We start from the raw sequence: 24340 nt of genomic DNA on the forward strand, positions 1-24340 counted from the left end.
GTCCCTCCCCGCGATGGGATGCCTTCCTGGATCAGCCGCCGCCCTCACGGGTCAGTGAAGTCCGTCCGTCAGGGCGAGACGGACCTTGATCCTCTTGCCGACGGGTTCGCGCCGGACGTCGAATCCTTCACACAGGGCCAGCACTATTTCGATGCCGTGCTGCCCGATACGCCCCGGCTCGGCCGCCCGCGCGATCGGCAGAGCCGACGCGCTGTCCCATACGGTGATCTCGACGGCGTCGGGAAGGAGCTGGAGGTCCAGCAGGCACGGGCCGGGCGCGTACTTGCTCGCGTTGGTCACCAGTTCGCTCACCACCAGCTGCGTATCACCGACCAGCCGGGACGACACCGGGACGCCGTACTCACCCTGGACCCGGGTCAGGAACTCGCGCGTGAGGCGGCGCGCCGCCGCGATCATCCCCGGCTCCCCGTCGAAGGCGGCACCGCCCCGGGGTGCCCGCGTCATGACTCTGTGGCCGTCTGCTGTGTCGTGAACCCCGTGCATGCGATCTCCCCCTGTGCGGGCCGGTCCGCGCCGGCGCGGCGCTGTGATCTCCTCGCCCTTTACCCCCATTCGGCCGGGCCAGTCGGCCGCGCGGTCCCCGGGTCCCGGCCAGCTTCAACAAACGTCGTCGGAGACCTGTCCCGCGCGGCGCAGCGCGCCGAGGAACTCACGGTTGGTGACACCCTTGAGGACGTACGCGGAGACGCCGGCGCGCATCATTCCCTCGACCGAGCTCGTGTCGCTGTACGCGGAGAACGCCACGACGCGGCTGTTCGGTGAGCATCGTGCGATCTCCCGGGCGACATGCGGACCGCCGCCGGGAAGCCGGACATCCAGGACGACCACGTCCGGTTCATGACGGAGGGCGAGCCGGACCGCTTGCTCCCCGTCCGACGCCGTGCCCACGACGCGCAGATCGGGCTGCGCGTCCACGACCTCGCACAGGATGTCCAGCAGCATGTCGTTGTCGTCGCAGAGGAGCACGCTCAGCGGGCTGCCGGCGGGGCGGACCGCTGTCACCGCGGCTCGCCCGCAGGCTCCGCCGGGTCGGCAGGGTCAGCAGGGTCCGCCGGGTCCACCGGCTTCACCGGCCCCACCGGTTCCGCCCGCGCAGCGGCCGGCGGGCTCGGCACCCAGAACTCCACCGTTGTCCCGACCCCCGGTTCGCTGCGCATCGACCACCAGCCCCCGGCCGTCTCCGCCCGCTCCCGCATCTCGATGATCCCGAAATGATCGCGGCCGGCGTCCCGCGCCATGGGCTCCCCGTTGCCGTTGTCGGCGACGCTGGTCACGATGCCCCCGTCGGACGACTCGACCCGGACGGCGATGGTGCTCGCGCGAGCGTGCTTGTACACGTTCAGCAGCGCCTCTTGGACGATACGGAAGATGGTGATGGCCGTCTCGGGCCCGGGTTCACGGTCGAGCCGGTGCTCGAACGAGGGAGTCATCTTCCAGGAGTCGGACACCTCGGTCAGGTGGTTGGAGAGCGCTTCGACCAGCCCGCTGCGGTCGATCCCCGGCGGGTGCAGCCGGAAGGTCAGGTTCCGGAGCCGGCTGATCGCGCCGCGCACCGACAGGTCGAGGCGTTCCAGTTCCGCGGCGTACGACTCCGGTATCCGCTCCGTCAGCAACTGGAGCCGCATGCCCACGGCGACCATGGCCTGGATGGAGTCGTCGTGGACGTCCCAGGCGATACGGCGGCGTTCCGTCTCCTGGGCCTGGACGAGGTGGTCGAACAACCGCCGCCGTTCGCTGAGCGCGTTCTGCGCGGCCCGCCGTTCCGACATGTCGCGGGTCACCTTGCCGAAACCGGCCAGCCGGCCCTTGTCGTCCCACAACGCGGTGATCACCACGTTCGCCCAGAACCGTGAGCCGTCCTTACGGATGCGCCAGCCCTCGTCCTCGAGTCTGCCGTCGGCGACGGCGGTCTCCAGCTCCCACTGCGGTTTGCCCGACGCCTTGTCCTCGTTCGGATAGAAGACCGAGAAGTGGTTCCCCACGATCTCCGCGGCGGAGTACCCCTTGATCCGCTCCGCCCCCGCGTTCCAGCTGATCACATAGCCCTGGGGATCGAGCATGAAGATGCCGTAGTCGAGCACCCCTTGCACGAGCAGCGTGAACGCCGCGTCCGCCAGCGGAGCCGCCTGCTTCCGGGGCAGCTCCCGCGGCGGCGGGTGCGGGGTCACGTGAGGAGCCCCTCGCGGCGCGCGATCGTCACGGCCTCCAGCTGGGACCGCGCCCCCAGCTTCTCCAGAACGCGCTGGACATGATTGCGTCCCGTGTTGAGAGCGACCCCCAGCCGGACGCTGATGTCCGAGGTCGTGAACCCCTCGCCCAGCAGGTCGAGGGTCTCCCGCTCCCGGGGGGTCAGCGTGGCGCCGAGCACCGGCGTCCTGCCGCTCAACCGCCCCAGTACGTTGCCCAGCAGGTCCTGGCTGAAGACCATTTCGCCGGCCGCCACGCGTCGTACGGCGTCCTCCAGCTCGCCCAGGCCGCTGGACTTCAGCAACAGACCGGCCCCGCCCGCCTCCGCCACCCGTGCCGCCACCGACGCGCTGCCCTCGCCCGTCAGGACGAGGACGCGCACGTGCGGAACGAGCTTCTCCAGACCGGCGATGGCGGAGATGCCGTCGCCGTCCGGCAGCCGCCGGTCCAGCAGGACAACATCCGGTTGGTGCGATTCCGCGTCGGCCAGCGCCGCCGCCACCGAAGCCGAACGCCCCACGATCTCCAGACCGGGGGAGCGCTCCAGAGCCAGGCCTATCGCCTCGGCCACCATGTCGTGGTCCTCCACCAACAGGACGCGGACCGGTCGGCCTGGCGGTGTGGGCATGAGCGTGTCCTTGCTGGTGGAGGGCCGTACGATCATGACAGGGGGGACCGGGCCCGTACGGCCGGCGGTCCTCATTCGCTGCGAGCCAGGATCGAGTCCGCACTCACACGCCCCTCGGCCAGGATATCGCCGGCCCCGATCAGGGAGATCAGCCGCGCCAACTGGGCGCCGATCCCCGCCACCACCAGATCCGCGCCGGCCAGGAGGACAGACAGCCGTGTTTCCAGCAGAACGCTGAGCCCGGAGCAGTCGCAGAAACCGACCCCGTTCAGATCGAGGCGCAGGCTCTTCGGCCGCTCCGCCATGCAGGCCGCCACCGCTTCGCGTACCTGAGGGGCGGTGGTGTGATCGAGCTCGCCGGTGAGGGTGACGCGTGCGTCGCCCGCGCGCGTGACGGCGTGCGAAGCCACGAAGGCCGTCGCGTGTCGCATCATGACCTCTGCTTAGTGCGTGGACACCAGTTGTCGACTAGTGAATCTGCACTAGATGGGGAAGTCAACAGAGCACTGTCTTCCGCTCCGAACCGATTCCCGGCGGTTCGGAGCGGAAGACAGTACCGACCGCGGCGCGGCCGCGCGGATCAGGACGACAGGTCGCCGGTGCTTCCTTCGGAAGGCGCGGCGGTCCGCTGGTGTCCGCCGGGGTACGGCGGCGCCGCCGCGTCCCGGATGCTGGCGTGCGCGGCGGCGGCGACCGCCTCGGGGGTGATGCCGAACTCGCTGTACAGGCGCTCGTAGTCGGCGGACGCCCCGTAGTGCTCCAGGCTGACGATACGGCCGGCGTCGCCGACCACTTCGCGCCAGCCCTGCCCCACCGCGGCCTCCACACTCACGCGCGCCCGCACGGCCGGCGGCAGCACCTCGTCCTGGTACGCGTCGGGCTGGGTGGCGAACCATTCCCGGCACGGCATGGACACGACCCGTACGGACAGGCCCTCCCGGTGCAATCGGGTCCGCGCGTCCAGAGCGATCTGCACCTCGGATCCGGTCGCGACCAGGATCACGTCGGGTACGTCCCCGGACCCGTGCGCCAGGACGTAGCCCCCGCGGGCGGCCCCCTCGGCCGGGGCGTAAGGACCGCTCTCCCCGTCCGCCGGCGCGTCGCCCGCCGCCCTGTCGACGACGGGGAGGTTCTGGCGGGTCAGGACGAGCCCGGCGGGCCGGTCGGTGTGTTCCAGGATCGTCCGCCAGCACACGGTGGTCTCGTTGGCGTCCCCGGGCCGTACGACGTCCAGGCCGGGGATGGCCCGCAGCGCGGCCAGATGCTCGACCGGCTGGTGCGTGGGACCGTCCTCGCCGAGTCCGATGGAGTCGTGGGTCCACACGTAGGTGGCGGGCAGCTTCATCAGCGCCGCGAGCCGGACAGCGGGCCGCATGTAGTCACTGAACGTCAGGAACGTACCGCCGTAGGGCCTGGTCAGGCTCTGGAGCGCGATGCCGTTGAGGATCGAGCCCATGGCGTGCTCGCGGATGCCGAAGTGCAGCGTCCGCCCGTACGGGCCGCCGGGGAACTCCTCGGTCTGCCGCTCGGAGGGCACGAACGAGGGCTCCCCCTCCATCGTGGTGTTGTTGCTGCCCGCCAGGTCGGCCGAACCGCCCCACAGCTCCGGCAGCACGGGGGCGAGCGCGGTGAGGATCTCCCCGGACGCCTTGCGGGTGGCCATGCCCTTGGCGTCGGCGGGGAACTCGGGCAGCGCCCGCGTCCAGCCGTCGGGCAGCCGCTGGGCCAGGAGCCGGTCCAGCAGCACGGCACGCTCGGGGTTGGCCTGGCGCCACGCGTCGTAGCCGGACTGCCAGGCGGCCCGCTCCTCCCGGCCCCGCTCGCCGACCGCCCGGGTCCTGGCCAGTACGTCGTCCTCGACGGCGAACGTACGGTCGGGATCGAAGCCGAGGAGGGACTTGGTCGCGGCGACCTCCTCGTCGCCGAGCGCGGAGCCGTGTGCCTTGCCGGTGTTGCGCTTGGTGGGCGCGGGCCAGCCGATGATCGTACGCAGCAGGATGAACGAGGGCCGGGAGGTCTCCGCCTTCGCGGCCTTCACGGCGGCCAGCAGCGCGTCGACGTCCTCCACGTAGTCGCCGGTGCGGGTCCAGTCCACCGTCTGTACGTGCCAGCCGTAGGCCGCGTACCGCGCGGCCACGTCCTCACTGAAGGAGATGTCGGTGTTGTCCTCGATGGAGATGTGGTTCGAGTCGTAGACGACGACCAGGTTGCCCAGCTCCTGATGGCCGGCCAGGGACGCGGCCTCGGAGGTGACGCCCTCCATCATGTCGCCGTCGGAAGCCACCACGTAGACGTGATGGTCGAACGGGCTGCTGCCGGGGGCCGCGTCCGGGTCCAGCAGACCCCGTTCCCGCCGGGCCGCCATGGCCATCCCGACCGCGCTCGCGAAGCCCTGGCCCAGCGGGCCCGTGGTGATCTCGACACCCCGGGTGTGCCGGTACTCGGGGTGGCCGGGAGTCGCCGATCCCCACGTCCGCAGCTGTCGCAGGTCGTCGAGTTCGAGACCGTACCCGGCCAGGTACAGCTGGATGTAGAGGGTCAGGCTCGAATGCCCGCACGACAGGACGAAGCGGTCCCGGCCCAGCCACTGGTCGTCGGCCGGGTCGTGCCGCATCACGTTCTGGAACAGCAGGTACGCGAGTGGCGCCAGGCTCATCGCGGTGCCGGGGTGGCCGTTGCCGACCTTCTGGACCGCGTCGGCCGCCAGGACCCGTACGGTGTCCACGGCCCGTACGTCCACGGTGTCCCATCCGGCCTGCCCGGCTACGGGCAGGGCCAGTTCAGGGGCGCGGCCCGCCGGGCCGCTGGACTGGGATCGCTCATTCGCCATGCCGTGCTCTCCTTGAATGCCGCTCCGTGCGAAATGGACACCGGGGCTTCGCCCCGGTTCCTTGATGCGGTTCGCACCCCCGGCGCCGCGCGCACGCCGGGGGGCCACTCCTGCTCCTCTTTCTCGACATGATGGCGGACATTTTCCACCAGAACGGTTATTTTGCCGTCGAATCGCTCATCCTGACGTCCCGTCTACTGCTGTGCGGTGTCCGGTGTGGTGTCGGGATCCGGCCGGTCGCTCGCGGTGGCCGTCGCCGTGGGGGGCGCGGTGGCGCTGGGAGGGGGAGTGCCGGACGGGGTGGGCCTCGGCGACGACGGATTCGCGCTGGGGGGAGGCGGGTCCGACGGGAGGGCGGTCGCGTTCCCGGCCGTCTTCTCCGCCGTCTTCTTCTCGCGCGGAGTCTTCTCCGTCGGTACGGAGGGGGCGTCCGACCTGTCGGGCGCCGCGCCGTCCGGCGCGCCCTCCGGTGCCTCCGCCGACGGCGGGACCGTCGCATCGCCCGTCGCGGGCCGGGCCTTCGGGGACTCTCCCGCCGGGCGCGTGGCCTCGGTCGCGGAGGAATGCGGCGGGGACACGGGATCCTCGTGCCGGCCGTCGGACGACGACTTGGCGGCCACGCCCACGACGATCGCGGAGAGCGCGGTGACGGCCGCGCCGAGGAGCACCGACCGGCGGCGTTGTCCCGCGTGGCCGGGCGGCCGGCGCCGGTCGGGCCGCGTCCGCGTGTTGTCACCGGGCCCTCCGGGCAGCCCAGGCACCCCGGGCACGCCAGGTACCCCGGTCACGCCAGGCATCCCGGAGAGAAGAGTGGTGTGGGCGGGCGGGACGTCCTGGGGGACAGCCATCGGTGCCCGTACGGTCCGCCGCCCGACCGGTATCCAGTCCTCCGGCGCCGAGAGGAAGCTGATGGCCTCCTCGGCGGTGGGCCGTCGCGCCGGGTCCTTGGTCAGCAGGCGCAGGACAAAATCGTCCAGCTCACCCGGCAGTGCGGGGCCGCGGCGGCTCGGAGGGTCGGGAATCGCCTCCACGTGCCGGTAGACCATGACCGCCGGTGTGTCCGCGCGGAACGGCGGACGGGCGGTGAGCAGTTCGTACAGCACACAGCCCAGTCCGTACATGTCCGCCGCCGGACCCGCGGGACGCCCCAGGGCGCGCTCCGGTGCCAGATAGGCGCTGGTGCCGATGACCTGGCCGTTCATCGTCAGCTCTGTGGTGGAGTGATCGGCGAAGCGGGCGATCCCGAAGTCGCCGATCTTGACGGTGCCGTCGGGCGCCAGCAGCAGATTCGCCGGTTTCACGTCCCGGTGGACCACGCCTTCGTGGTGCGCCGCCGCCAGACCCGCGGCGACCTGGCTCCCGATCCGGGCCGCCGCCGCGGGGGGAGTCGGCCCGTTGACGCGCAACTCCTCCGCCAGGCTGTGCCCCTCGACCAGTTCCATCACCAGGTATCCACGGTCGGCCTCGGTGCCGCTGTCGTACACCGCCACCACGTTGGGGTGGCTCAGCCGCGCCGCGGTGCGCCCCTCCAGCTCGAAGCGGGCGAGCGCGGCGGCGTCGGCGTCCCGCTGTCTGAGCAGCTTGACCGCCACAGGGCGGCCCAGCACCTCGTCCCGCGCACGCCAGACCTCGCCCATCCCGCCGCGGCCGAGCTGATCGCTCGTCCGGTACCGCCCGGCCACCAACACAGGGAATGCCTCTTCTCGCTTCTCCGACACCTCGTGCTCGGCCGCCGTGTCCGGCGGCTTTGTTCAGTGGCCCCCTGGAGGGGGCGGTTCAGCCGGCCCGCGACGGCCGTGTCAGCTCTCGCGGCCGCGTCGCACGGTCATGCTTCATGCCGTACGGGCCGGTCAGGGGGGTAGAAACACGCGATGACGGTCTTCCCGTCGGACTGGGTCCGCGTCTCGTAGCTGTCGGCCAGGGCGTGCACGATGGCCAGGCCGCGCCCCGAGGGCTCGGAATCACCGGCCGTACGGACCACGGGCTGCCCCGACCCGGAATCGTGCACGCTGACGTGCAGACAGAGGCTGTCCCAGGTCAGGATCAGCTGCGCGGTGCTCCGGGCGTGGACGTGAGCGTTGGTGATCAGCTCCGAGACGGTGAGCAGCACCGAGTCCACCGTGTCCGGTGCCTCGGTGGTCCATCCCAGCGCGTCCAGGTGTTCGCGCGCCCAGTGGCGCCCCGCCCGCACCCCACCCGACACGGGAAAGGACTGGGCCCACCCCACCGCTCTCAATGACATGTCGTCCGGCATGTGCGACCTCCCTTCGTCATCGGCCATCGACTACCCCGCGAGACGAAGGTCACCGCTCTCGGCGCAACCGGAATCCTGGGCGGGGGCCGGATCGGCGGTGAGGGGAGGGGTCGCTCAGGGTGTCAGGACGATGCGGCCGCCGACCGACCGGCTCTCCATCCGCTCGTGCGCGGTCACGGCGTCGGCCAACGGGAGGACGTCCACCTCGGTGTGGGCCAGGCCGTCCGCCACCGCCCTCAGCGCGGCTTCGGCCGCGGGCCGCAGTTCGTCCAGGTGGGTCGGAAGGTACGAGCCCGCCGAGAACCCGGAGACGGTGAGACCACCCAGCCAGAGCCGGTTACTGTCGAGGAGATGGCCCCAGTCGCCGCTCGCGTTGCCGACGAGCAGGAGGCGGCCGGACGGCGCCAGCAGATCGAGGCTCCGGGCGCGGACCTCACCGCCCACGGGGTCGATGATCACGTCGAAGACCTGGCCGTCGAGGGCGTCGGGCAGTTCGGCGGAGTCGACGATTCGGTCGTACGGGAGCCTGGTCGTGGAGGCCGCCCCGAGCTTGCTCGTACGGACCGACCCGACGACCCGTGAGGCGCCGAGCTGTCGTGCGACCCCGGGGAAAGCGGAGGCGAAACCGCCCAGGGCGCCGTGGACGAGGACGCTCTCGCCCGCGGACATGCGGGCGACGCCGGTCAGCGCGAGGTGGGCCATCGCCGCATTGGGGACAGCCGCCACGGCGAGGGCGGGATCGATGTCGTAACCCTCGGTGGACACGACAAGAGCCTGGTCGCTGACGAGCACCGACGCGTAGCCTCCCGTCCCGGTGGCGGAGAGCGTCACCACCTTCTCGCCCACCGCGAGGCCGGTCACCCCGTCGCCGAGCGCACGTACGGTGCCCGCTACCTCGAGGCCGGGGATGAACGGCGGCCGGGGCAGCCCCTCCTGGTCCTTGAAGAGCCCCTGGCGGAAGAAGACGTCGATGAGCCCGACGGCCGCGTGGCTGACGTCGATCGCCACCTGTCCGGGCCCCGGCCGAGGATCGGGCAGCTCGACGGCTTCCAGCACCTCGGGGGCGCCGAATCGTGTGACGTGAACGGCTTTCATGGGTGTCCCTCTTCTCCGTAACGCTCCTAGTGATGCGTTACGGCGAACGTAACACAGGGCCCGGTTTAGCGCACCCGGTGAGCGTTATAGTCTCCGTATGCACCGCAGAGCCCGATCGATCGAGGACAAGACACGCCGCTCCGAAGACCTGCTGGCGGCGGCCGAGACGCTCGCGCTGGAGCTGGGCGGCGTCCGGTACATCACGCTGGCGCCCGTCACCGAACGCGCGGGCCTGCACCGCACCGGCGTGCGGCGCTACTACGCCAGCAAGGAGGAGCTGCTTCTTGAGCTGGCCGAGCGGGGGTGGGGCCGGTGGCGCGACGCGATCAAGGACGAGCTGGGCGATCACACCGACCTCGGCCCCCGTCAGATCGCGGCGGTACTCACCGAGACTCTGGCCTCCCTGCCGGTCTTCTGCGACCTGCTGACTCACGTCCCGTTGTCGCTCGAAGGCGACGTCGACATCGAACGGGCCCGCCGGTACAAGACCAACTCCTTCGCGGCGTACGACGAGATCGCGGGCGCGCTGGAGCGCGCGGGCAGCATGACGCTCGACCAGATCGAGGGCCTGCTGGCCACGGCACTCACACTGGCGGCCGGCTTCTGGCAGGTGTCACACCCGACCCCGACGCTCGCCGCCCTGTACGAACAGGAACCGCGCTGGGCCCACGTCGCCCTCGACTTCGCCCCGAAGCTCCGCCACCTCCTCGAAGCGACGGCGATCGGACTCTCCCGGACGACGGAGTCGGCGGAGCGGGCGGGCTCAGGTACGCGTTGACCGGTCCGGAGCTGCTGAGCGCCCGGGAGACGGCGGACGTGCGACCGTTCGCCGCTGTCTGATCATCCTAATGAGGTACCCCGTGGGCGGGGTGCCTCGATCCGGGTCACCCCCGCTTGACGATGACGGCGGAATGACGCGCTCTGCCGGCTGCGTGTTCACCTTTCCGCAGGAGTCGCCCGGCCGGCCGGACTCAGGAGAAGGCAGATGCCGACCACCACCCACAGATTCGCCCGGACCCTCAAGGTCGCCGTGACCGTGGTCCTCTCGACCGCCGCGTTCGCCGTGCCCGCGACCGCGACGCCCGCCGTGTCCGCTCCGACCGCCCATGATCACGGCAAGGCGGTGTTCGTCCAGAACGACCGTGTCGCGGGAAACCAGGTGATCGCCTACCGCCGCCACGCCGACGGGTCGCTCCACGAGCGTACGGTCTACGGCACCGGCGGGAAGGGCGGTGTCCTGGCGGGCTCCGTCGTCGACCACCTCGCCTCGCAGGGCTCGCTGACGTACGACCCCGACCACAAGCTGCTGTACGCGGTCAACGCCGGCAGCAACACGGTCACCGTGTTCTCGGTCGAGGGTGACCGGCTCCACCGCGAGCAGGTCATCACCTCCGGCGGGGTGTTCCCGGTCAGCGTCGCCGCGCACAAGGACCGGGTGTACGTGCTCAACGGGCGCGAGGGCGGCTCGATCCAGGGCTACCGGCTGGAGGACGGCCGGCTGCACCCGGTCCCGGCCTGGCACCGGGAGCTGGACCTGGACACCACCACCGCGCCGGAGTTCACCCACACCCCGGGCCAGGTGGCGTTCACCCCCGACGGATCGCGGCTCGTCGTCACCACCAAGCTGGGCGGCAACAGCATCGAGGTCTTCCCCCTCGCGCCGTCGGGCGCGCCGTCCGCCGAGCCCGCGGTGAGCAGCAAGGAGGGCTCCCAGCCGTTCGGGCTGACCTTCGACGCGCACCACCGCCTCGTCGTCGCGGACGGCGCGGAGAACAGCGTCCTGACCTTCGGCCTGCGGGAGGACGGCGAAGCCGTCCTCGTCGACGACACCCCGACCGGCCAGCAGGCGAGCTGCTGGGTCGTCCGCGCCGGTGACCACTTCTACGTCTCCAACGCGGGCAGCAACACCGTTTCCCGCTTCCGCCAGACGCGCCATGGCGACCTCGAACCCCTGGGGAACACCGCCACCGGCACCGGCACGGTCGACGCGTCCGTCACCCCCGACGGCCGCTACCTCTACGTGCAGACCGGCGGCGCGGGCGCCGTGGACGCCTTCCGCATCGGCCGGGACGGCGCGCTCACCAGGATCGGCACCACCGAGGTGCCCGACGGAGTCGGCGGCGAAGGCATCGTCGCGCTCTGACCCGGCCCCGGGGCGTCAGCCGACCGGACGCAGCTGCCCGGACGGAGCCGCGCGGTCGGCCGGCGCCCCGCCGCCCACCCGGGCGCGCGGCCGGATCCCCTACCCCTGGGCGGGGTGCGGCAGGACGGCCCTGGCCTGCGCCGGGCGCGGCAGTACGCCCCGGCCCTGACCGGGGTCGGGTGCCGCCCCCGCGTCGGCGGTGTCCGCGAGGGTGAACACGATCCGCGTGCCGGGGCTGTGTGTGTGGTCGATGGTGATGCTCCCGCCGTGGTACTCGACGATCTTGCGGCACAGCGCCAGACCGATGCCGTTGCCGGAGTACTGCTCGCGCGTGTGGAGACGCTGGAAGACGACAAAGACGCGGTCGGCGAACTCGGGCGCGATGCCGATGCCGTTGTCCGTGACGGCGAACTCCCATCCCTCCTCCGCCCGCCGGACGCCGACATGGATGACCGGGGGCCGGTCGGCCGACCGGAACTTGACGGCGTTGCCGATCAGGTTCTGGAGAAGCATGCCGAGCTGCGTCTTCTCCCCCTGGAGGACGGGCAGCGGGTCGTGCGTGACGACGGCGCCCGCTTCCTCGATGGCCAGGCCGAGAGAATCGACGGTCCGGTCGAACAGTTCGTCCAGGTCGACGTCCACGTGATCGGTCAGCAGGCGGCCGATGCGCGAGAAGTCCAGCAGATCGCTGATGAGCCCCTGCATCCGGTTGGCCCCGTCCACCGCGAAAGCGATGTACTGCCGCGCCCTGTCGTCAAGGTTCTCCGCGTAGCGGCGCTCCAGGAGCTGGCAGAAACTCGCCACCTTCCGAAGGGGTTCCTGGAGGTCGTGCGAGGCGACGTACGCGAACTGCTCCAGTTCGGAGTTGGAACGGCGCAGTTCCTCGGCCTGCGAGGCGAGGCTGGCCTGCGCGGTCTCGCTGAACGACAGCTCGGCGGCGAGCCGGGTGCGCATGGACTCGACATCCGCCGCCAGCAGCCGCAGGTCGGCCGGCCCCGACCCGGACACCGAGTGGCCGAAGTCCCCGCCGGCCACCTTCCGTACGTCGAGCGAGAGCCGGTCGAGATGAGAGGTGACCCCCCGGCGCAGGCCGACGAAGACAAGACCCGCGAGCACCAGGATGACCAGGGCCATCGCCGTGAAGGTCCAGTTACGGAACGTCCTCGCGCCCTGGAGGTCGGCGCGCGCCCCGGCCCGCGCCGCCTGGAGGTGCTTCTGCTGCGCCGACAGCGCCGTACGCAGGGAATCGAAGAGCCGTCGCCCCTCCTCCGCACGTTCCCGGGCCAGCGGCACGGGGGCGGAGGACTCGGCGATCGGCTTCGCGATCCGCGACTGCCACTGCCGGGCCCGGCCGTCCACCTCGGCGAGGTCGTGCGCGGCGACCGTGTCCTCGCCGCTGAGGGCCTGGAGCCGCCGTACAGAGGATCGCTCGAGCGCCAGACCGTTCCGATACGGCTCAAGGAAGTCGGTCGCTCCGGTGATTCCGTAACCCCTTATGCCGGTCTCCTGGTTGACCAGGGCGCTTTCCAGCTGCACGGCGGCGATCAGAGCGGGACTGGAGCGGTCGACCAGCCGGTTGTTGATGGCGGTGGAGCGCGCGAAGACCCAGGCGCCGCAGAGCGAGAGCCCGAGCAGCACCACCAGGGCCAGCGAGGTGCCGGTGACCAGCCAGCGCCGTGTGGTCCATCCCGACACCGCACGGCCCACTGTGGCGTGGCCCTTGCCCGTAATCTTCATGTCCACGCTTTCCTCGCGGTCACCCCCGGCGGCTGACGCGGGCGCGGTCAGCGTACCGTTGCCTGACAACAACTGTTGTCGAGGGCGGCGCCTGGTTAAGGTTCTCCCATGGTCCCCCACGTTGCCCCCGTGTCCGACGACCATGTGTTGACCAGCCTCGCCGAAGAGGCGGTGAGGGCGTTGGCACACCAGCTGGCGACACAGGCCCGAGGGACCCCGGAAGGACGGCCCCCGGACGGAGAGGGAGAGAGTGACCGGACGCCGACGGCGACCCATGAACCCGGCCACGACGCCTTGTCGGAGCTGGACCGGCTGCGGGCCCTGTCCTATTTGAGCCGGGCCGTGGAGCGGTGCGCGCGCGAACAGGCAGCCGTGGCGGCGCAGGCCGGTGCGAACTATCCACAGCTCGGCGACGCGTGGGGCATCACCCGGCAGGGTGCCCGCCGACGCTGGCCCGGGCTCCTTTTCACCGCCCAGCCCCCCTCACGCCCCCTTCCCTCCACCCAGCACAGGAGCTCAGCCGTGAACCCTTTCTCGATCGACCGCCCCTACAGCGTGCTCCTCGTCGAGGACGACCTCGCCGACGCGCTGCTCATCGAGGAGGCTCTCGTCGCGCGCGGCATGGCTCGTAACATCGCCCAGGTCACCGACGGCATCGCGGCCCTGGAGCACCTGCGCGACCCGGGCACGGAACGGCCCGACCTGATCGTCCTCGACCTGAACATGCCGCGGATGAACGGCAGGGAGCTCCTGGCGGTCCTCAAGGACGATCCGGCCCTGGGCACCATCCCGGTGGTGGTCCTCACCACGTCCGCCGCACCCGACGACATCGAAGGCGCCTACCGCCAGCACGCCAACGCGTACGTCGCCAAACCCGTCAACCTGGACGAGTTCATCACCGCGGTTCAGGGCATCGACTCCTTCTTCCTGGACACCGCGACCCTGCCGCGCTCGTAGCCGGCGGCCTCGCCGTACAGCCGAAGGTCCCGCCGCGCAGCCGACGGCCCCGCCGCGCACGAAGCGGTTCAGGGGGTGGGGCTCGGGGACGTGACGGGCGGGGCGTTCATGTCGCGCAGCTTCTGGAGATTCCCGCCGACCTTGGTACGGAGTTGCGCGAGCAGCTCCGGTTTGCCGCCGATGGCCCAGCGCGGTCCGACGAGGTAGGTGCCGCCGTACATGGCGGCCGCCTCCAGCCACGTCCGCTTGAACTTCTCGGCGGGGAAGGTCGTCACGGTCCAGCTCCCCTTCGGTGTGACGCAGACGCCTTCCCGGAGTTCGTCCGCGTCGGTACGGATGTCGGCCTCGCAGCCGGTCAGCGCCGCGATCCTCTCGATGTTCGCGGGGGCGGCCGTAGGTGTCTCGCTCGCCCGTGGTGCGGGGGGCGGTGTGCCTTTCTCGTCGGCCGAGCAGGCCGTGGTCATGGTCAGCGAGGTGAGAGCGAGCACGGCCAGGAGCAGGGTGCTGTGAGCGGTGTGCGGGCGGCGGGCGGTCACCGTGGTGTCCCCTTCACAAGATCGGCGGAGTCGTGGCGTGTGAAGGGATACGGATACCGCCGGGCGCGTGTTCAGCGGCTCGGGCGGTCGGGGCGGAGGGAGACCGACGAGGAGGGCTTCGTCCGCCGGGAACCGAGGGCCGGGCGCCGGGCCGGCGGGCGGCCGTGGATGATGAGCGCGTCATGAACCCGCCCAGAGGACGTGCGTCTGGTCGGCCGCAGCGGCTCGGGCCGGACGGCCGATGGGTGAGAGCTGCCGTATTCACGCTGATCAGCGTCGTGCTCGCCGCCGTCGGGCACCATCTGGCGTCGGAGGAGCCGGTCCCCTGGTCGCGGCTGGCCGTCATCGCGGTCGTGATGGGGGCGGTGTCCGCCGCCGGAACGGGCAGGGCCCGTTCGTGGTGGGCGGTGACCACGGCGACGTGCGGGGCGCAGCTCGTCCTGCATTCGGCGCTGTCCGCACCCGCCGCGCCGGCCCACGACCATGCGCGGGCGCACACGGCCGCGAGCCTGGGCTACGAGGCGCACCACGGCCCGACGGTGATGACGCTGGCGCACGGCACGGCGGCTGTCGCCGTGGCGCTGCTGATGTACCGCGCGGACAGGGCGTTGAGCGGGCTGCCCCGTACGGTCGGCCGCTGGGCGAGGACGGGGATCGCGCTCGTCGCGGCGGCGTTGGGGCGCTGGGCGATCCCGGTGTGTGCGGTGCCTTCCGTACGCCGGGATCCGCGCGAAGCCGAGGTCAGGCCTGCTGCGGAGACGATGCTGTCGCACGTGGTCGAGCGCAGGGGTCCTCCACCGGGCCGGGCAGGAAACGTCCTTTCCCTGACCCTGGCGGGCCGCCCGTACGCGGGACGAGTCCGTCCGTACTGAGAGAGTTCGATCTTCGTGAACACATCATCCACCGGTCGTGTCCTGGGGCGGTACGTGGTGGCGGTGGCCGCTGCCGCCGTTGTCGTGGCGGCCGGGGCGGGCCCCGCCGCCGCGCATGCCGAGGTGACCGCGTCCGACGCGCGGGCCCTGGCCGAGAACGTCACCCTGACCTTCGTCTCGGAGGCCGAGAGCGGTGACGCCGGAATCAAGAAGCTGAGGGTTGTCCTGCCCGAGGGCATCGCGCCGGACGCGGTGGCACTCAAGGACGCCCCCAAGGGGTGGAAGCTGACCGCCACCGCCGACGGGTACACCGTCGGCGGCGCCGCGCTCGGGGTCGGAACGGACGCGGAACACAGCGTGACGGTGCGTCAGTTGCCGGACGCCAGGTCGCTGCCGTTCAAGACCATCGAGACGTACGGCAACGGGGAGATCTCCCGATGGATCGAGGTGCCCAGCGGTGGCAAGAAGGTGGACAACCCGGCGCCCGTACTGGAGTTGAAGGCCGCCGCACCGGGAGCCACCCCCATCGCCCCGAGCCCGAGCCCGAGCCCCAGCCCGACGCCGGAGCCGAGCGCCAGCCCCTCGTCCCCGGCTCCGTCCACTCCCGCGACCGCGTCGACGCCGCCCGCCGAGGCGGCCGTGGCGGACGACTCCGACAGTGACACCACGGTGATCGTCGCGGTGATCGCGGTGGTGGTCGTCCTGGTCGCCGGCGCGGGAGTGTGGTGGGCACGACGGAGCCGTAACCAGGCCTAGAAGCCGGGCGTGGGTACGCGGCGGGCTGTCGCGTACCCACACCTCCCTCATACGGGGGCCGCCATCACGCCCGTACCACCGCCTCCGCCGTCACACCGAGGTTCCCACTGCGGGACAGAGCCGCCACCGCGCCGGCGCATCCCGCCCCGAGAAGAGCCAGTACCAGCCAGGGCAGAGCCGCCGCACCGGCGTCACGCGCCGTGTCGAGGACGGCGCCCGTGGCCAGATTTCCCGCGGTGATGCCGACGCCGCAGACCGTGTTGTAGAGACCGTAGTGGGTGGCGACCCACCGGCCGCCGGACAGAGCGACGATGGTGTCCATCTCGAACGGGTACAGCACCGCCGTCGCCACCGAGAGCAGGCCGGCGCAGGCCAGGAGCGACACCATGGCCGGCGCCGCTCCCCAACCGCCAGGTGCCGGGGCGGCGTTCGCCGTGAGGGCGGGGGGCAGGAATGCCGTCGCCATGAGGGTGAGGCCGGCGACCAGACAGCGATGAGGCGTCCACGTACGCCTGCACCAGGCGGTGATACGCATCTGTCCGGTGAGCGCGACCAGGCCGGACACGACAAACAGCGCACTGGTCGCGGCGGTGCCGTACGTGCCGTCGCCGGCCAGACGCGTCGTCTCCAGCGGCAGCGCGAGGTAGATCTGGAAGGACAGGACGTACGAGCCGGTCATCGCGGCGGCGAACAGCCAGAAGGGGCGGTTGCGCAGGACCGTTCCGGCCTGTTCCCGCCACGTGGCCCCGGGCGCGCCCGCCGCGCCCTTCCGGCCGGGCAGCCGCCGCAGTTGCAGCAGAGTCAGCAGGGCGAAGAGCACCGCCGCCACCCCACAGGTCACGGGGAACGCCACCGCGGTCAGGGCCAGTCCGACGAGAGGACCGAGCAGGATTCCGGTCTGGTAGAAGACGTTGAAGAGCGCGAACGCCTCCACCCGGCGTTCCCCGGCCTCGGCGGCGAGACAGGCGCGGACGGCGGGGTTGAACAGGGCGCCTGCCAGACCGGTGGCGGCCGAGGCCGCCAGGAGACCGGGCAAGGTGTCGACGACGGCGAGCGCGGCAAAACCGACCGTACGCAGCGCACACCCCGCGATGATCAGCGGGCGGTGGCCGAGCCGGTCGGCGAGCATGCCGCCGATGAGGAACATGCCCTGCTGGGAGAGGTTGCGCATGCCCAGGACAAGACCGACCGCCCAGGCGCCGAGAGCCAGCGTGGTGGAGAGGTGAACGGCCAGATAGGGCATGAGCATGTAGAAGCCGAGGTTGATGGTGAGCTGGTTCACCAGCAGAAGCCGCACGGTGGGGTCGAAGGAACGGGCCTGCTTCCACGTGGAGTTCACAGCTGACCCTCCGTCACATCCGCGCTCGCGCCCGGGTCCGCGTCGGTGCGGGCGGACAGCGGATCGGTGACCGTGGTGCAGCGCGTCCATCTCGACACCTCGGCCGCGCCGGAACTCACCAGCGTCTCCGGGCCGGTGGGTCCCTCCGTGAGGAGGAGACCGTGGGCGCGGCAGTAGTCGTCGTTGAAGACGGTGTCGAAGTAGCGGTGCGGTCCGTCCGGGAAGACCGCGGCGATCCGGGTCCCCTCCGGCTGCGTACGGGCCAGCCAGCCGGCCACCAGCGCGACCGCGCCCACGCTCCAGCCTCCGGTGGCGAACTGCCGTGCGGCCAGGCGCCGAGCGGACCAGACTGCCTCGGCCGGGGCGACCCAGTGGACCTCGCTGAAGGCGCCGTAGTCGACGTTGCGGGGATAGATGGACGAGCCGAGCCCGCGCATCAGCCGGGTCCTGGCCGGCTGGCCGAAGATCGTGGATCCGATGGTGTCGACCCCGACCAGCCGCATCGCGGGCATGCGCGTGCGCAGACCGCGGGCGATCCCGGCGGAGTGGCCGCCGGTGCCGACGGCGCACACCAGCACGTCGACGTGGTGCAGTTGGCCGGCGAGTTCGTCGGCGAGTCCGGCGTACGCGGCCACGTTGTCGGGGTTGTGGTACTGGTCCGGGCACCACGCGCCGGGGTACGCGGCCATGAGCGCGGCGACCTTCCGGCGACGCGCTTCCTGCCATCCGCCGTCGGGATGCGGCCGGTCGACGACGTACAGAGTGGCGCCGTGGGCGGTGAGCATCCGCTCCATGATCGGCTCCATGCCCGGGTCGGTGACCAGGTGCACCGGATGGCCGAGGAGGACTCCGGCCAGCGCCAGGCCGAGGCCGAGCGTCCCGGAGGTCGACTCCACGATCGGGGCACCGGGGAGCAGATCGCCGCGCTCCCGGGCCCGGTCGACCATGTACACGGCGGCGCGGTCCTTGATGCCGCCGGGGTTGAATCCTTCGAGCTTCGCCCAGAACCCATGGGGGGCGGTCGCGAAGGGCTCGTCGACCCACAGCACCGGCGTGTTGCCGACGGCGCCCAGAACACTGAGCGGGTTCGGGGGGAGGGGCAGGGACAGTTCAGTCATCGTACGGATGTCTTTCGTGCGGGCCGGGGCACACCGCGGTGGCTCACCTGTTGCCGAGGAGCGCACCGGGGGGCCCGGAGAAGGAGCGATCGGGGTCGTCAGACCGCGCGCCGTGCGGCGGAAGGCCGCCGTACGGCAGAGCGGTCCGGCCCGGTCACGTCCTGGACACGCACACCCGGCCGAGCACGTCACGTCTTCCGCCGGCGGGGGGCCCGCGCCGTGAGGTGCCGGCGCACCGGGGTGTGTTGGTCTCGGGCCGCCGCGCGCCGACCGCCGAGGGGAGCGCCGGGAGGGGCTGGTACTGGTCCAGCTGGGTGGCGAGATGCTGTTCCACCACCGGCGCGCAGGACGGGTCCGGGTCGGCACAACCTGACGTGAAGTCAGAGGCGGGGTCCGAGGCGGGGTCCGAGGCGGACACGGACACGGATTCGGATACGGATACGGACACGGCTGTACGGCCGGCGGGCGCGTCGAGCAGCCGGTGATGACCGCCGCTGTCGCACGCGCCGAGCAGCAGGGCAGTCAGGGCCGCCAGCACCAGGGCGACCACCCAGCTGCCGTACTCACGGAAATGCCCCGACCGACTTCGCACAGTGACGCACACGTTACCTTGTGTCGCCGACCGTGGGGACGGCGGACGTGCTCGTGGCCTCCCCCCGGGGTAAAGCGCAGTTCAACGGCGCGCCAAGCGCGGACCGGGATGTGTTGTTCTCGATCGTCGCGAGCGCTGTTCATGTTCCGTTCGGTTTGCCACCCGAGACTCCTCGTTGCCCCCCAGCGGTTGAACGAGAGGCTTCATCGTGAAGAACAAGAACAGCGAAGATCCGGAGTACTCGGCGATCTCGCGGCGTCGTCTGGTCAAGTACGCGGGTGTCGGGGCGACGCTGGCGGCGGCCAGCCCGCTGGTGGGTGCCGGCCCGGCCTCGGCCCACGACGATGACGACCGCGACCAGGGGAAGCACGGCGACTCGCGCAGCCGGGCGTGGCGCGCCGGCGACCACCACGTGCACTCGGAGTACAGCGGCTCGTTCGACACGTCGACCAACCCGCCGAAGTTCGTCAAGGGCGGCGACGCGGTCTACCCGATCGTGACCAACGCGATCATGGCGAAGCACTTCGGTCTCAGCTGGGTGATGTGCACCGACCACGGCGGCCCGACGCACTCGAAGGTGAACCTGGAGCAGGCGTACCCCGACCTGCTCCGCTCCCGCACGCTGGTGCCCGGCGTTCTCCAGTTCTGGGGCATGGAGTTCGACGCCCCCGCGCTGGACCACCACACCCTGATGATCCCTCACCACGCGGACGAGGCGAAGCAGCTCTTCGAGCTGGAGAGCCGCTTCGCGAAGAACGACCCCTTCCCCGCCGACCCGGGCCGTGACACCGAGGCCAAGATGGTCGAGTTCCTGAAGGCCGCGAAGGGCATGCCGCGCAAGCCCCTGGTGATCGCCCACCACGCCTCGCGGTCGGCCACGGGCCTCGGCGTCTACGGACAGGACACGCCGCGCGAGTTCCGTAACGGCAACAACGCCGCGCCGGACATCTACGTCGGCTTCGAGGGCGCCCCCGGCCACCAGGCGGGCCCGCTCAACGGCGGTGCGCGCGGCGGCTACAGCAACTACCCCACCCACGGCGGCTTCGACCAGATGACCGCTCGTGTCGGCGGGCTCTGGGACTCGCTGCTCGGCGAGGGCCGGCGCTGGTGGATCACCGCGACCTCCGACTCGCACGTGCACTGGACCCGCGGCGGCTCCGACTTCTGGCCGGGCGAGTACAGCAAGACGCACGTGCTGGCGCGTCAGGACTACGCCGACATCATGGACGGCCTGCGCAACGGGCGGATCTGGGTGGGCACCGGAGACCTGATCACCAGCCTCGACCTCAGCGCCAGCAACCGCGGCAACGAGGCCTCCGTGGGAGAGACCCTCACGGTGAGCCGCCGTAACCGCACCGACGTCGAGATCGAGATCAGGTTCCGGCCCCTGGAGGGCAAGAACGCCAACGGCGACCGCCCGGAGGTCCGGCGCGTCGACCTGATCACGGGCCGGATCACGGGCCCGGGCGCCAGCCTCGACACCGACACCAACCCGACCACCAAGGTGGCGGCACGGTTCGGCCCGCGCGACTGGCGCAGGGACGGCAAGGAGTACGTCATCCGCCACACGCTGCGCGACGTCGAGGGCGACCTCTACGCCCGCGTACGCGGCACGAGCACCGACGAGGCCGAGCCGCTGGCGGACGGCAAGGAGAGCCCGTGGGACGACCTCTGGTTCTACTCCAACCCGGTCTTCGTGAAGGTGGTCCGCTAGTCGTCTGACCGATGACCGGACTCCGGGGTGGGCCCGCCGCAACGCGCCGGCGGCCCCACCCCGTTCCCGGCGCGGTTCAGCTGGTCAGCCGCCCCGGACCGGCCGGCGGAGGAATGAGGCTGAGGCGGGTGTCAACACGACACCGCTGCTCACTCGTCCCCCCAGTCCCAGGTGTCGACGTACGCGGCGGTGCCGGTACGGCGCGCCTCCGCGAGGGCGCTCAGGCGCGCGAAGTCCCGAGGGGGCATCAGCGCCTCCCACTCGGCCAGGGGCAGGACGCGGACCTCGTCGTGCTCCTCCGGTTGCAGGACGATGCCACGGATCTGCGCCGCGGTGAGCCGGCCGCCGTCGAAGACGCAGCCGATCGTGCTGTACGGCCACTCGGCGCCGGGCAGCCCGTACACCGTCGCCAGGAGCCGGGGCGGCCCGGCCGGCGTGATGCCGGTTTCCTCCCCGCACTCACGAACGGCGGTCTGCCACGGGCGCTCACCCGGGTCCATCGTGCCGCCGACCAGCTGCCAGGGGTGCGCGGGAGAGTAGACGGAGTGCAACTGAAGAGGCTGGTCGTCCTCGTCCGTGAAGTAGAAGCACGCGAACGCGGTCGCCTTGAGAACCGTCTCGGCGTACTGCTCGGGCGGCATCCAGCCGGCGCCCCTTTCCCCCTTCTCCGGCCGGCTCGGAGCGGCGGGTTCTTCGAGACGCGTCATCCGCATCAGCGCCGGCCCGCCCGCGAAGCCGAACTCGCGATACAGGGGCGCCGCTTCGGGGCTGGCATGGAGCTCGAACAACGTGACGTGCTCGGCGTGCAGGCGGTCGAGCAGCGCGGACACCACGGCCCTGGCATGTCCGCGGCGCCGGGCGTCCGGCCGCGTGGCGACGACGTGCACGCGGGCGGCCAGGCCTCTGGGGTAGGCCGGTGCCGGGAGCACGGGGTGGATCAGACCGAGGGCGCAGGCGGCGATCGAACCGTCGGGGGCGTCGATGACACAGGCCCGCGCGTCCCCCGCCGGCGCGAGCCGCGGCGCGAGTTCGTCGGTGCACCGCCGGACCCATTCCTCGCTCAGGGGCTCGGAGAGGACGTACGACGACCGCAGCCGGACGATGCCCTCGGCGTCGGAGGGCACGGCCGCCCGGACGGCCGCGGTGGCGGGCAGCGGGGCGGTACGCGGCCCCGGGAGGGTGTGGGTGGGTGTCTCGGTGGGCTCGGTCATGCCGTCGGCGTGTCCTCGGTCTGGGCATCGGTGTGGCACTGGTGCTCTAAAAAACGCGCCGGATCCGGTCCCGTCACGGTCTGATCGCGGGCATTTCGCGCACGTCGGTTCCCCCACATCGGTGACCCGGCGGTCGAGGCCCCTTGCCTGGAGGGGCGGTACGGGCCACGGGGCGTGCCCTTCGTTCAGGTGTCCCCGTCCGTCGCGGTGCTGGAAGCGGCGTCGGACGTACGGCCGAGCGCGCGGTCGAAGACGGTCAGGAGGAGGTAGAGCACGGCCGCGCCCAGCATGATCCAGGCGAGGTGGTGCATGCCGCCGGTGTCCGCGCGCTGCCCGAAGGACGCGGCCGTGGTGGAGGAGGCGACCATCGAGCCCACGTACGCGAAAGTACGCAACAGGCCGGCCGAGGAGGCGGTGCGCTCCGGATCGGCCTGGAAGTAGACGGAGTTCTGGAGGGCCAGGTTGTTCAGTCCCTGGGGGAGGCCGAAGATCAGGGCGACGAGTATCAGCATCCACACGGGGCTGGCCCCGGTGAGCGTCAGCATCACCAGGCAGGCGACCACCTGGCCGAGCCCGCCGGCGAGCAGCTTGCCGCGCACGCCCTCGCGCCGTCCCGAGACGATCGAGACACCGATGGCCACCAGGAACATGGGGATCTGCACCAGCCCGGCATGGAAGGGCGAGAGCCCGAAGCCCTCCTCCGTCTACTGCGTGAACCCGTAGAGGAAGGAGTAGGAGACGACGTACGCGACCAGCGCGCGCCCGTACGTGATCAGGAGGGGCGTGTTGCCGCCCAGCACCCGCAGGTCGATGAACGGGGTGGGGGCCCGCAGCTCCCGGGCCCCGAAGGTGGCGCTCGCGGCGGCGGCCATCGCCAGCAGGTACCAGTCGCGCAGGTGCAGGTTCATCAGGAACAGCAGCAGCGAGACGAGCATCGCGGCGAACAGCGCCATGCCCGGCAGGTCCAGCCGGGTGGCGAGGCGCCCGGCTGGACCTGGGGACTCTCCGGTGCCGGCCGCTGTGGAGCCTCCGGTGCCGGCTTCCCTGGGCAGCCGCAGCAGCCCCAGCAGTACGGCCGCGGCGGCCAGCGGCACGTTCAGCGCGAAGGTGGCGCGCCAGCCGCCCAGCCCCACCAGCAGACCGCCCAACAGGGGGCCGATCACGGCGATGGTCTGGTTGGCGACGGCCAGGGCGGTCAGTACCCCGCCCGGACTGTCCTGCCCGGTGCGTCCGGCCTCGCTGCGCAGCAGCGCCATCGCGGCGGGATACCCGGCGCAGGTGCCGAAGCCGAGCAGGACCCGCGAGGCGATCAGCACCCCCAGGTTCGGCGCCAGGGTGCCGACCACACCGGCGACGCCGACCAGGCTCGTACTGAAGAGGAAGAGCCTGCGCGGCCCGAAGATGTCGATGAGCCGGCCCACGACGGGCTGGCCGAGGGCGGTGGCCAGGTAGAGGGCCGAGACCAGCCACGCGGTCTGCGCGGGCGGCGCGCCCAGGGCGTCGCCGATGGGTATGAGGGTGACGGCGATGATCGTCGAGTTGACCGGGTTGAGGACGGAGCCCAGCATCATCGGCGGCAGCAGCCGCCGGTCGAAGCCCGCCGGCGCCGTCCTGCCGCGCCCCGCCGTCTTCTGGTCAGTCATGGGTGAGGCGCTCCAGTACGGCCATGGCGGCGATCACCGCCCGCCGCTCCTCCTCCGTGCACCGCTCCTGCAACTCCCCGGCGAGCCATTCCTGCCGGGCCTGCCGCCCCTCCTCCACCCGCCGGTGCCCCTCCGGGGTCAGCGCGATGAGCAGCCGGCGCCCGTCGCCGGGGTCGGGGCGCCGTACCACCAGCCCCAGAGTGGTCAGGGACGTGACCGTCGAGGTCATCGACTGGTGGCGTACGCCTTCGGCCGCGGCGAGCTCGCTCGCCGTGACGCCCTGCTTGCCGGACAGCCGACTCAGGACGGACGCCTGCCCGAGAGTGATGTCCTCGGCCTCGGCGGCGTTGAGGATGCGGCGCCGCAGGCGGCTGATGACCGTACGGACCTCTCGCGAGGCCTGGACCGCCGACGGGGACAGGCGTGGGCTCTCATACATGTACCCGACACTAGAACGCACAGGTTGAGTTGTACAGTCTTGTCTGCGCAGTTCGTCTGCGTAGTCGGGGCTGTACGGACGGGCACTTCGCGCGACATCGCCACGCCCCGCAATGGAGCCTGAATTCACTCCTGAATTCGTTCCTGAATTCATTGCCGTGAACGCCGGCGGGGGGGGGGGCGGGGGGGGGGGGGGGGGGGGGGGGGCCCCCCCCGCGGGGGGGGGGGGGGTTGGGGGGGGGGGGGGGCGGGGGGGCCCCCCCCCGCCG

At 71.6% G+C, this 24340-nt stretch carries 22 protein-coding genes and 1 pseudogene; 6 read left to right on the top strand and 17 right to left on the bottom strand.

Going from position 1 to position 24340, the window contains the following annotated elements; all coding sequences use genetic code 11:
• Positions 1-51: 51 nt before the first annotated feature.
• The 9 genes from ACIO1C_RS02450 to ACIO1C_RS02490 form a co-directional block, all read right to left on the bottom strand.
• A complete protein-coding gene (locus ACIO1C_RS02450; protein WP_401857468.1) occupies positions 52-465 on the bottom strand; it encodes an ATP-binding protein in 414 nt (137 codons plus the stop codon).
• A 153-nt stretch (positions 466-618) separates the two neighbouring features.
• Positions 619-1023, bottom strand: a complete 405-nt coding sequence (locus ACIO1C_RS02455) for a response regulator transcription factor (RefSeq protein WP_401857471.1) — start codon at positions 1021-1023, stop codon at positions 619-621.
• Positions 1020-2189 (bottom strand): PAS domain S-box protein, encoded by a 1170-nt coding sequence (locus ACIO1C_RS02460; protein WP_401857473.1) that lies wholly within the window; start codon positions 2187-2189, stop codon positions 1020-1022. The genes ACIO1C_RS02455 and ACIO1C_RS02460 overlap by 4 nt, the downstream gene beginning before the upstream one ends.
• Positions 2186-2836 (bottom strand): response regulator, encoded by a 651-nt coding sequence (locus ACIO1C_RS02465; protein ID WP_401857476.1) that lies wholly within the window; start codon positions 2834-2836, stop codon positions 2186-2188. Before ACIO1C_RS02465 ends, ACIO1C_RS02460 begins: the two co-directional genes overlap by 4 nt.
• Before the next feature lie 71 nt (positions 2837-2907).
• Entirely contained in the window at positions 2908-3270 is a 363-nt protein-coding gene (locus tag ACIO1C_RS02470) for an STAS domain-containing protein (RefSeq protein WP_401857479.1), read from the bottom strand.
• A 146-nt stretch (positions 3271-3416) separates the two neighbouring features.
• Positions 3417-5666: a transketolase gene (tkt, locus tag ACIO1C_RS02475; protein WP_401857482.1), complete on the bottom strand. Its 2250-nt coding sequence runs from the start codon at positions 5664-5666 to the stop codon at positions 3417-3419.
• 194 nt (positions 5667-5860) lie between these two features.
• The gene (locus tag ACIO1C_RS02480) at positions 5861-7348 is read right to left on the bottom strand and encodes a protein kinase (RefSeq protein ID WP_401857484.1); all 1488 of its coding nucleotides are present in this window, start codon (positions 7346-7348) and stop codon (positions 5861-5863) included.
• A 143-nt stretch (positions 7349-7491) separates the two neighbouring features.
• Complete coding sequence (locus ACIO1C_RS02485; protein WP_401857486.1) at positions 7492-7920, bottom strand: ATP-binding protein; 429 nt, start codon at positions 7918-7920, stop codon at positions 7492-7494.
• Between the two features lie 114 nt (positions 7921-8034).
• Positions 8035-9015: a zinc-binding alcohol dehydrogenase family protein gene (locus ACIO1C_RS02490; protein WP_401857489.1), complete on the bottom strand. Its 981-nt coding sequence runs from the start codon at positions 9013-9015 to the stop codon at positions 8035-8037.
• Positions 9016-9112: 97 nt separating this feature from the next.
• Between ACIO1C_RS02490 and ACIO1C_RS02495 the strand changes: the two genes are divergently transcribed.
• Together ACIO1C_RS02495 and ACIO1C_RS02500 are read left to right on the top strand one after the other, a co-directional pair.
• Entirely contained in the window at positions 9113-9793 is a 681-nt protein-coding gene (locus tag ACIO1C_RS02495; protein ID WP_401857492.1) for a TetR family transcriptional regulator, read from the top strand.
• A 207-nt stretch (positions 9794-10000) separates the two neighbouring features.
• Complete coding sequence (locus ACIO1C_RS02500; protein ID WP_401857494.1) at positions 10001-11158, top strand: lactonase family protein; 1158 nt, start codon at positions 10001-10003, stop codon at positions 11156-11158.
• A 99-nt stretch (positions 11159-11257) separates the two neighbouring features.
• Here the strand turns inward: ACIO1C_RS02500 and ACIO1C_RS02505 are convergent, their stop codons facing one another.
• The gene (locus ACIO1C_RS02505) at positions 11258-12895 is read right to left on the bottom strand and encodes an ATP-binding protein (protein WP_401857497.1); all 1638 of its coding nucleotides are present in this window, start codon (positions 12893-12895) and stop codon (positions 11258-11260) included.
• Between the two features lie 108 nt (positions 12896-13003).
• Between ACIO1C_RS02505 and ACIO1C_RS02510 the strand changes: the two genes are divergently transcribed.
• The gene (locus tag ACIO1C_RS02510) at positions 13004-13852 is read left to right on the top strand and encodes a response regulator (RefSeq protein ID WP_401857500.1); all 849 of its coding nucleotides are present in this window, start codon (positions 13004-13006) and stop codon (positions 13850-13852) included.
• 68 nt (positions 13853-13920) lie between these two features.
• On the opposite strand, the gene ACIO1C_RS02515 is transcribed toward ACIO1C_RS02510, so the two are convergent.
• The gene (locus ACIO1C_RS02515) at positions 13921-14388 is read right to left on the bottom strand and encodes a hypothetical protein (RefSeq protein WP_401857503.1); all 468 of its coding nucleotides are present in this window, start codon (positions 14386-14388) and stop codon (positions 13921-13923) included.
• A 245-nt stretch (positions 14389-14633) separates the two neighbouring features.
• Here ACIO1C_RS02515 and ACIO1C_RS02520 point away from each other — a divergent pair, with 245 nt between their 5' ends.
• Positions 14634-15260: a hypothetical protein gene (locus tag ACIO1C_RS02520; protein ID WP_401857506.1), complete on the top strand. Its 627-nt coding sequence runs from the start codon at positions 14634-14636 to the stop codon at positions 15258-15260.
• Between the two features lie 15 nt (positions 15261-15275).
• Complete coding sequence (locus ACIO1C_RS02525) at positions 15276-16016, top strand: DUF1775 domain-containing protein (RefSeq protein ID WP_401857508.1); 741 nt, start codon at positions 15276-15278, stop codon at positions 16014-16016.
• Between the two features lie 64 nt (positions 16017-16080).
• On the opposite strand, the gene ACIO1C_RS02530 is transcribed toward ACIO1C_RS02525, so the two are convergent.
• The 3 genes from ACIO1C_RS02530 to ACIO1C_RS02540 form a co-directional block, all read right to left on the bottom strand.
• Positions 16081-17355: an MFS transporter gene (locus tag ACIO1C_RS02530; protein ID WP_401857511.1), complete on the bottom strand. Its 1275-nt coding sequence runs from the start codon at positions 17353-17355 to the stop codon at positions 16081-16083.
• Complete coding sequence (locus ACIO1C_RS02535) at positions 17352-18473, bottom strand: PLP-dependent cysteine synthase family protein (RefSeq protein WP_401857513.1); 1122 nt, start codon at positions 18471-18473, stop codon at positions 17352-17354. Before ACIO1C_RS02535 ends, ACIO1C_RS02530 begins: the two co-directional genes overlap by 4 nt.
• Before the next feature lie 154 nt (positions 18474-18627).
• The gene (locus tag ACIO1C_RS02540) at positions 18628-19065 is read right to left on the bottom strand and encodes a hypothetical protein (RefSeq protein ID WP_401857516.1); all 438 of its coding nucleotides are present in this window, start codon (positions 19063-19065) and stop codon (positions 18628-18630) included.
• Between the two features lie 208 nt (positions 19066-19273).
• On the opposite strand from ACIO1C_RS02540, the gene ACIO1C_RS02545 reads away from it, so the two are divergent.
• Positions 19274-20779, top strand: a complete 1506-nt coding sequence (locus tag ACIO1C_RS02545; RefSeq protein ID WP_401857518.1) for a phosphoesterase — start codon at positions 19274-19276, stop codon at positions 20777-20779.
• A gap of 149 nt (positions 20780-20928) precedes the next feature.
• On the opposite strand, the gene ACIO1C_RS02550 is transcribed toward ACIO1C_RS02545, so the two are convergent.
• From ACIO1C_RS02550 to ACIO1C_RS02560, 3 genes and pseudogenes are all read right to left on the bottom strand, one after another.
• On the bottom strand, positions 20929-21990 hold the full coding sequence (locus ACIO1C_RS02550) for a GNAT family N-acetyltransferase (RefSeq protein WP_401857520.1): 1062 nt from the start codon (positions 21988-21990) through the stop codon (positions 20929-20931).
• Between the two features lie 185 nt (positions 21991-22175).
• Positions 22176-23561, bottom strand: a pseudogene (locus ACIO1C_RS02555) (MFS transporter).
• Positions 23562-23625: 64 nt separating this feature from the next.
• Complete coding sequence (locus ACIO1C_RS02560; protein WP_401857523.1) at positions 23626-24072, bottom strand: MarR family winged helix-turn-helix transcriptional regulator; 447 nt, start codon at positions 24070-24072, stop codon at positions 23626-23628.
• Positions 24073-24340 lie beyond the last annotated feature (268 nt).

Source organism: Streptomyces sp. NPDC087420 (assembly GCF_044744165.1).
Lineage (GTDB): Bacteria > Actinomycetota > Actinomycetes > Streptomycetales > Streptomycetaceae > Streptomyces.

Bases quoted from the DNA above. Each gene is read 5' to 3' on its own strand.
- ACIO1C_RS02450 (WP_401857468.1), bottom strand. From the start codon at position 465: ATGACGCGGGCACCCCGGGGCGGTGCCGCCTTCGACGGGGAGCCGGGG.
- ACIO1C_RS02465 (WP_401857476.1), bottom strand. From the start codon at position 2,836: ATGCCCACACCGCCAGGCCGACCGGTCCGCGTCCTGTTGGTGGAGGAC.
- ACIO1C_RS02470 (WP_401857479.1), bottom strand. From the start codon at position 3,270: ATGATGCGACACGCGACGGCCTTCGTGGCTTCGCACGCCGTCACGCGC.
- tkt (WP_401857482.1), bottom strand. From the start codon at position 5,666: ATGGCGAATGAGCGATCCCAGTCCAGCGGCCCGGCGGGCCGCGCCCCT.
- ACIO1C_RS02485 (WP_401857486.1), bottom strand. From the start codon at position 7,920: ATGCCGGACGACATGTCATTGAGAGCGGTGGGGTGGGCCCAGTCCTTT.
- ACIO1C_RS02490 (WP_401857489.1), bottom strand. From the start codon at position 9,015: ATGAAAGCCGTTCACGTCACACGATTCGGCGCCCCCGAGGTGCTGGAA.
- ACIO1C_RS02495 (WP_401857492.1), top strand. From the start codon at position 9,113: ATGCACCGCAGAGCCCGATCGATCGAGGACAAGACACGCCGCTCCGAA.
- ACIO1C_RS02500 (WP_401857494.1), top strand. From the start codon at position 10,001: ATGCCGACCACCACCCACAGATTCGCCCGGACCCTCAAGGTCGCCGTG.
- ACIO1C_RS02505 (WP_401857497.1), bottom strand. From the start codon at position 12,895: ATGAAGATTACGGGCAAGGGCCACGCCACAGTGGGCCGTGCGGTGTCG.
- ACIO1C_RS02510 (WP_401857500.1), top strand. From the start codon at position 13,004: ATGGTCCCCCACGTTGCCCCCGTGTCCGACGACCATGTGTTGACCAGC.
- ACIO1C_RS02535 (WP_401857513.1), bottom strand. From the start codon at position 18,473: ATGACTGAACTGTCCCTGCCCCTCCCCCCGAACCCGCTCAGTGTTCTG.
- ACIO1C_RS02550 (WP_401857520.1), bottom strand. From the start codon at position 21,990: ATGACCGAGCCCACCGAGACACCCACCCACACCCTCCCGGGGCCGCGT.
- ACIO1C_RS02560 (WP_401857523.1), bottom strand. From the start codon at position 24,072: ATGTATGAGAGCCCACGCCTGTCCCCGTCGGCGGTCCAGGCCTCGCGA.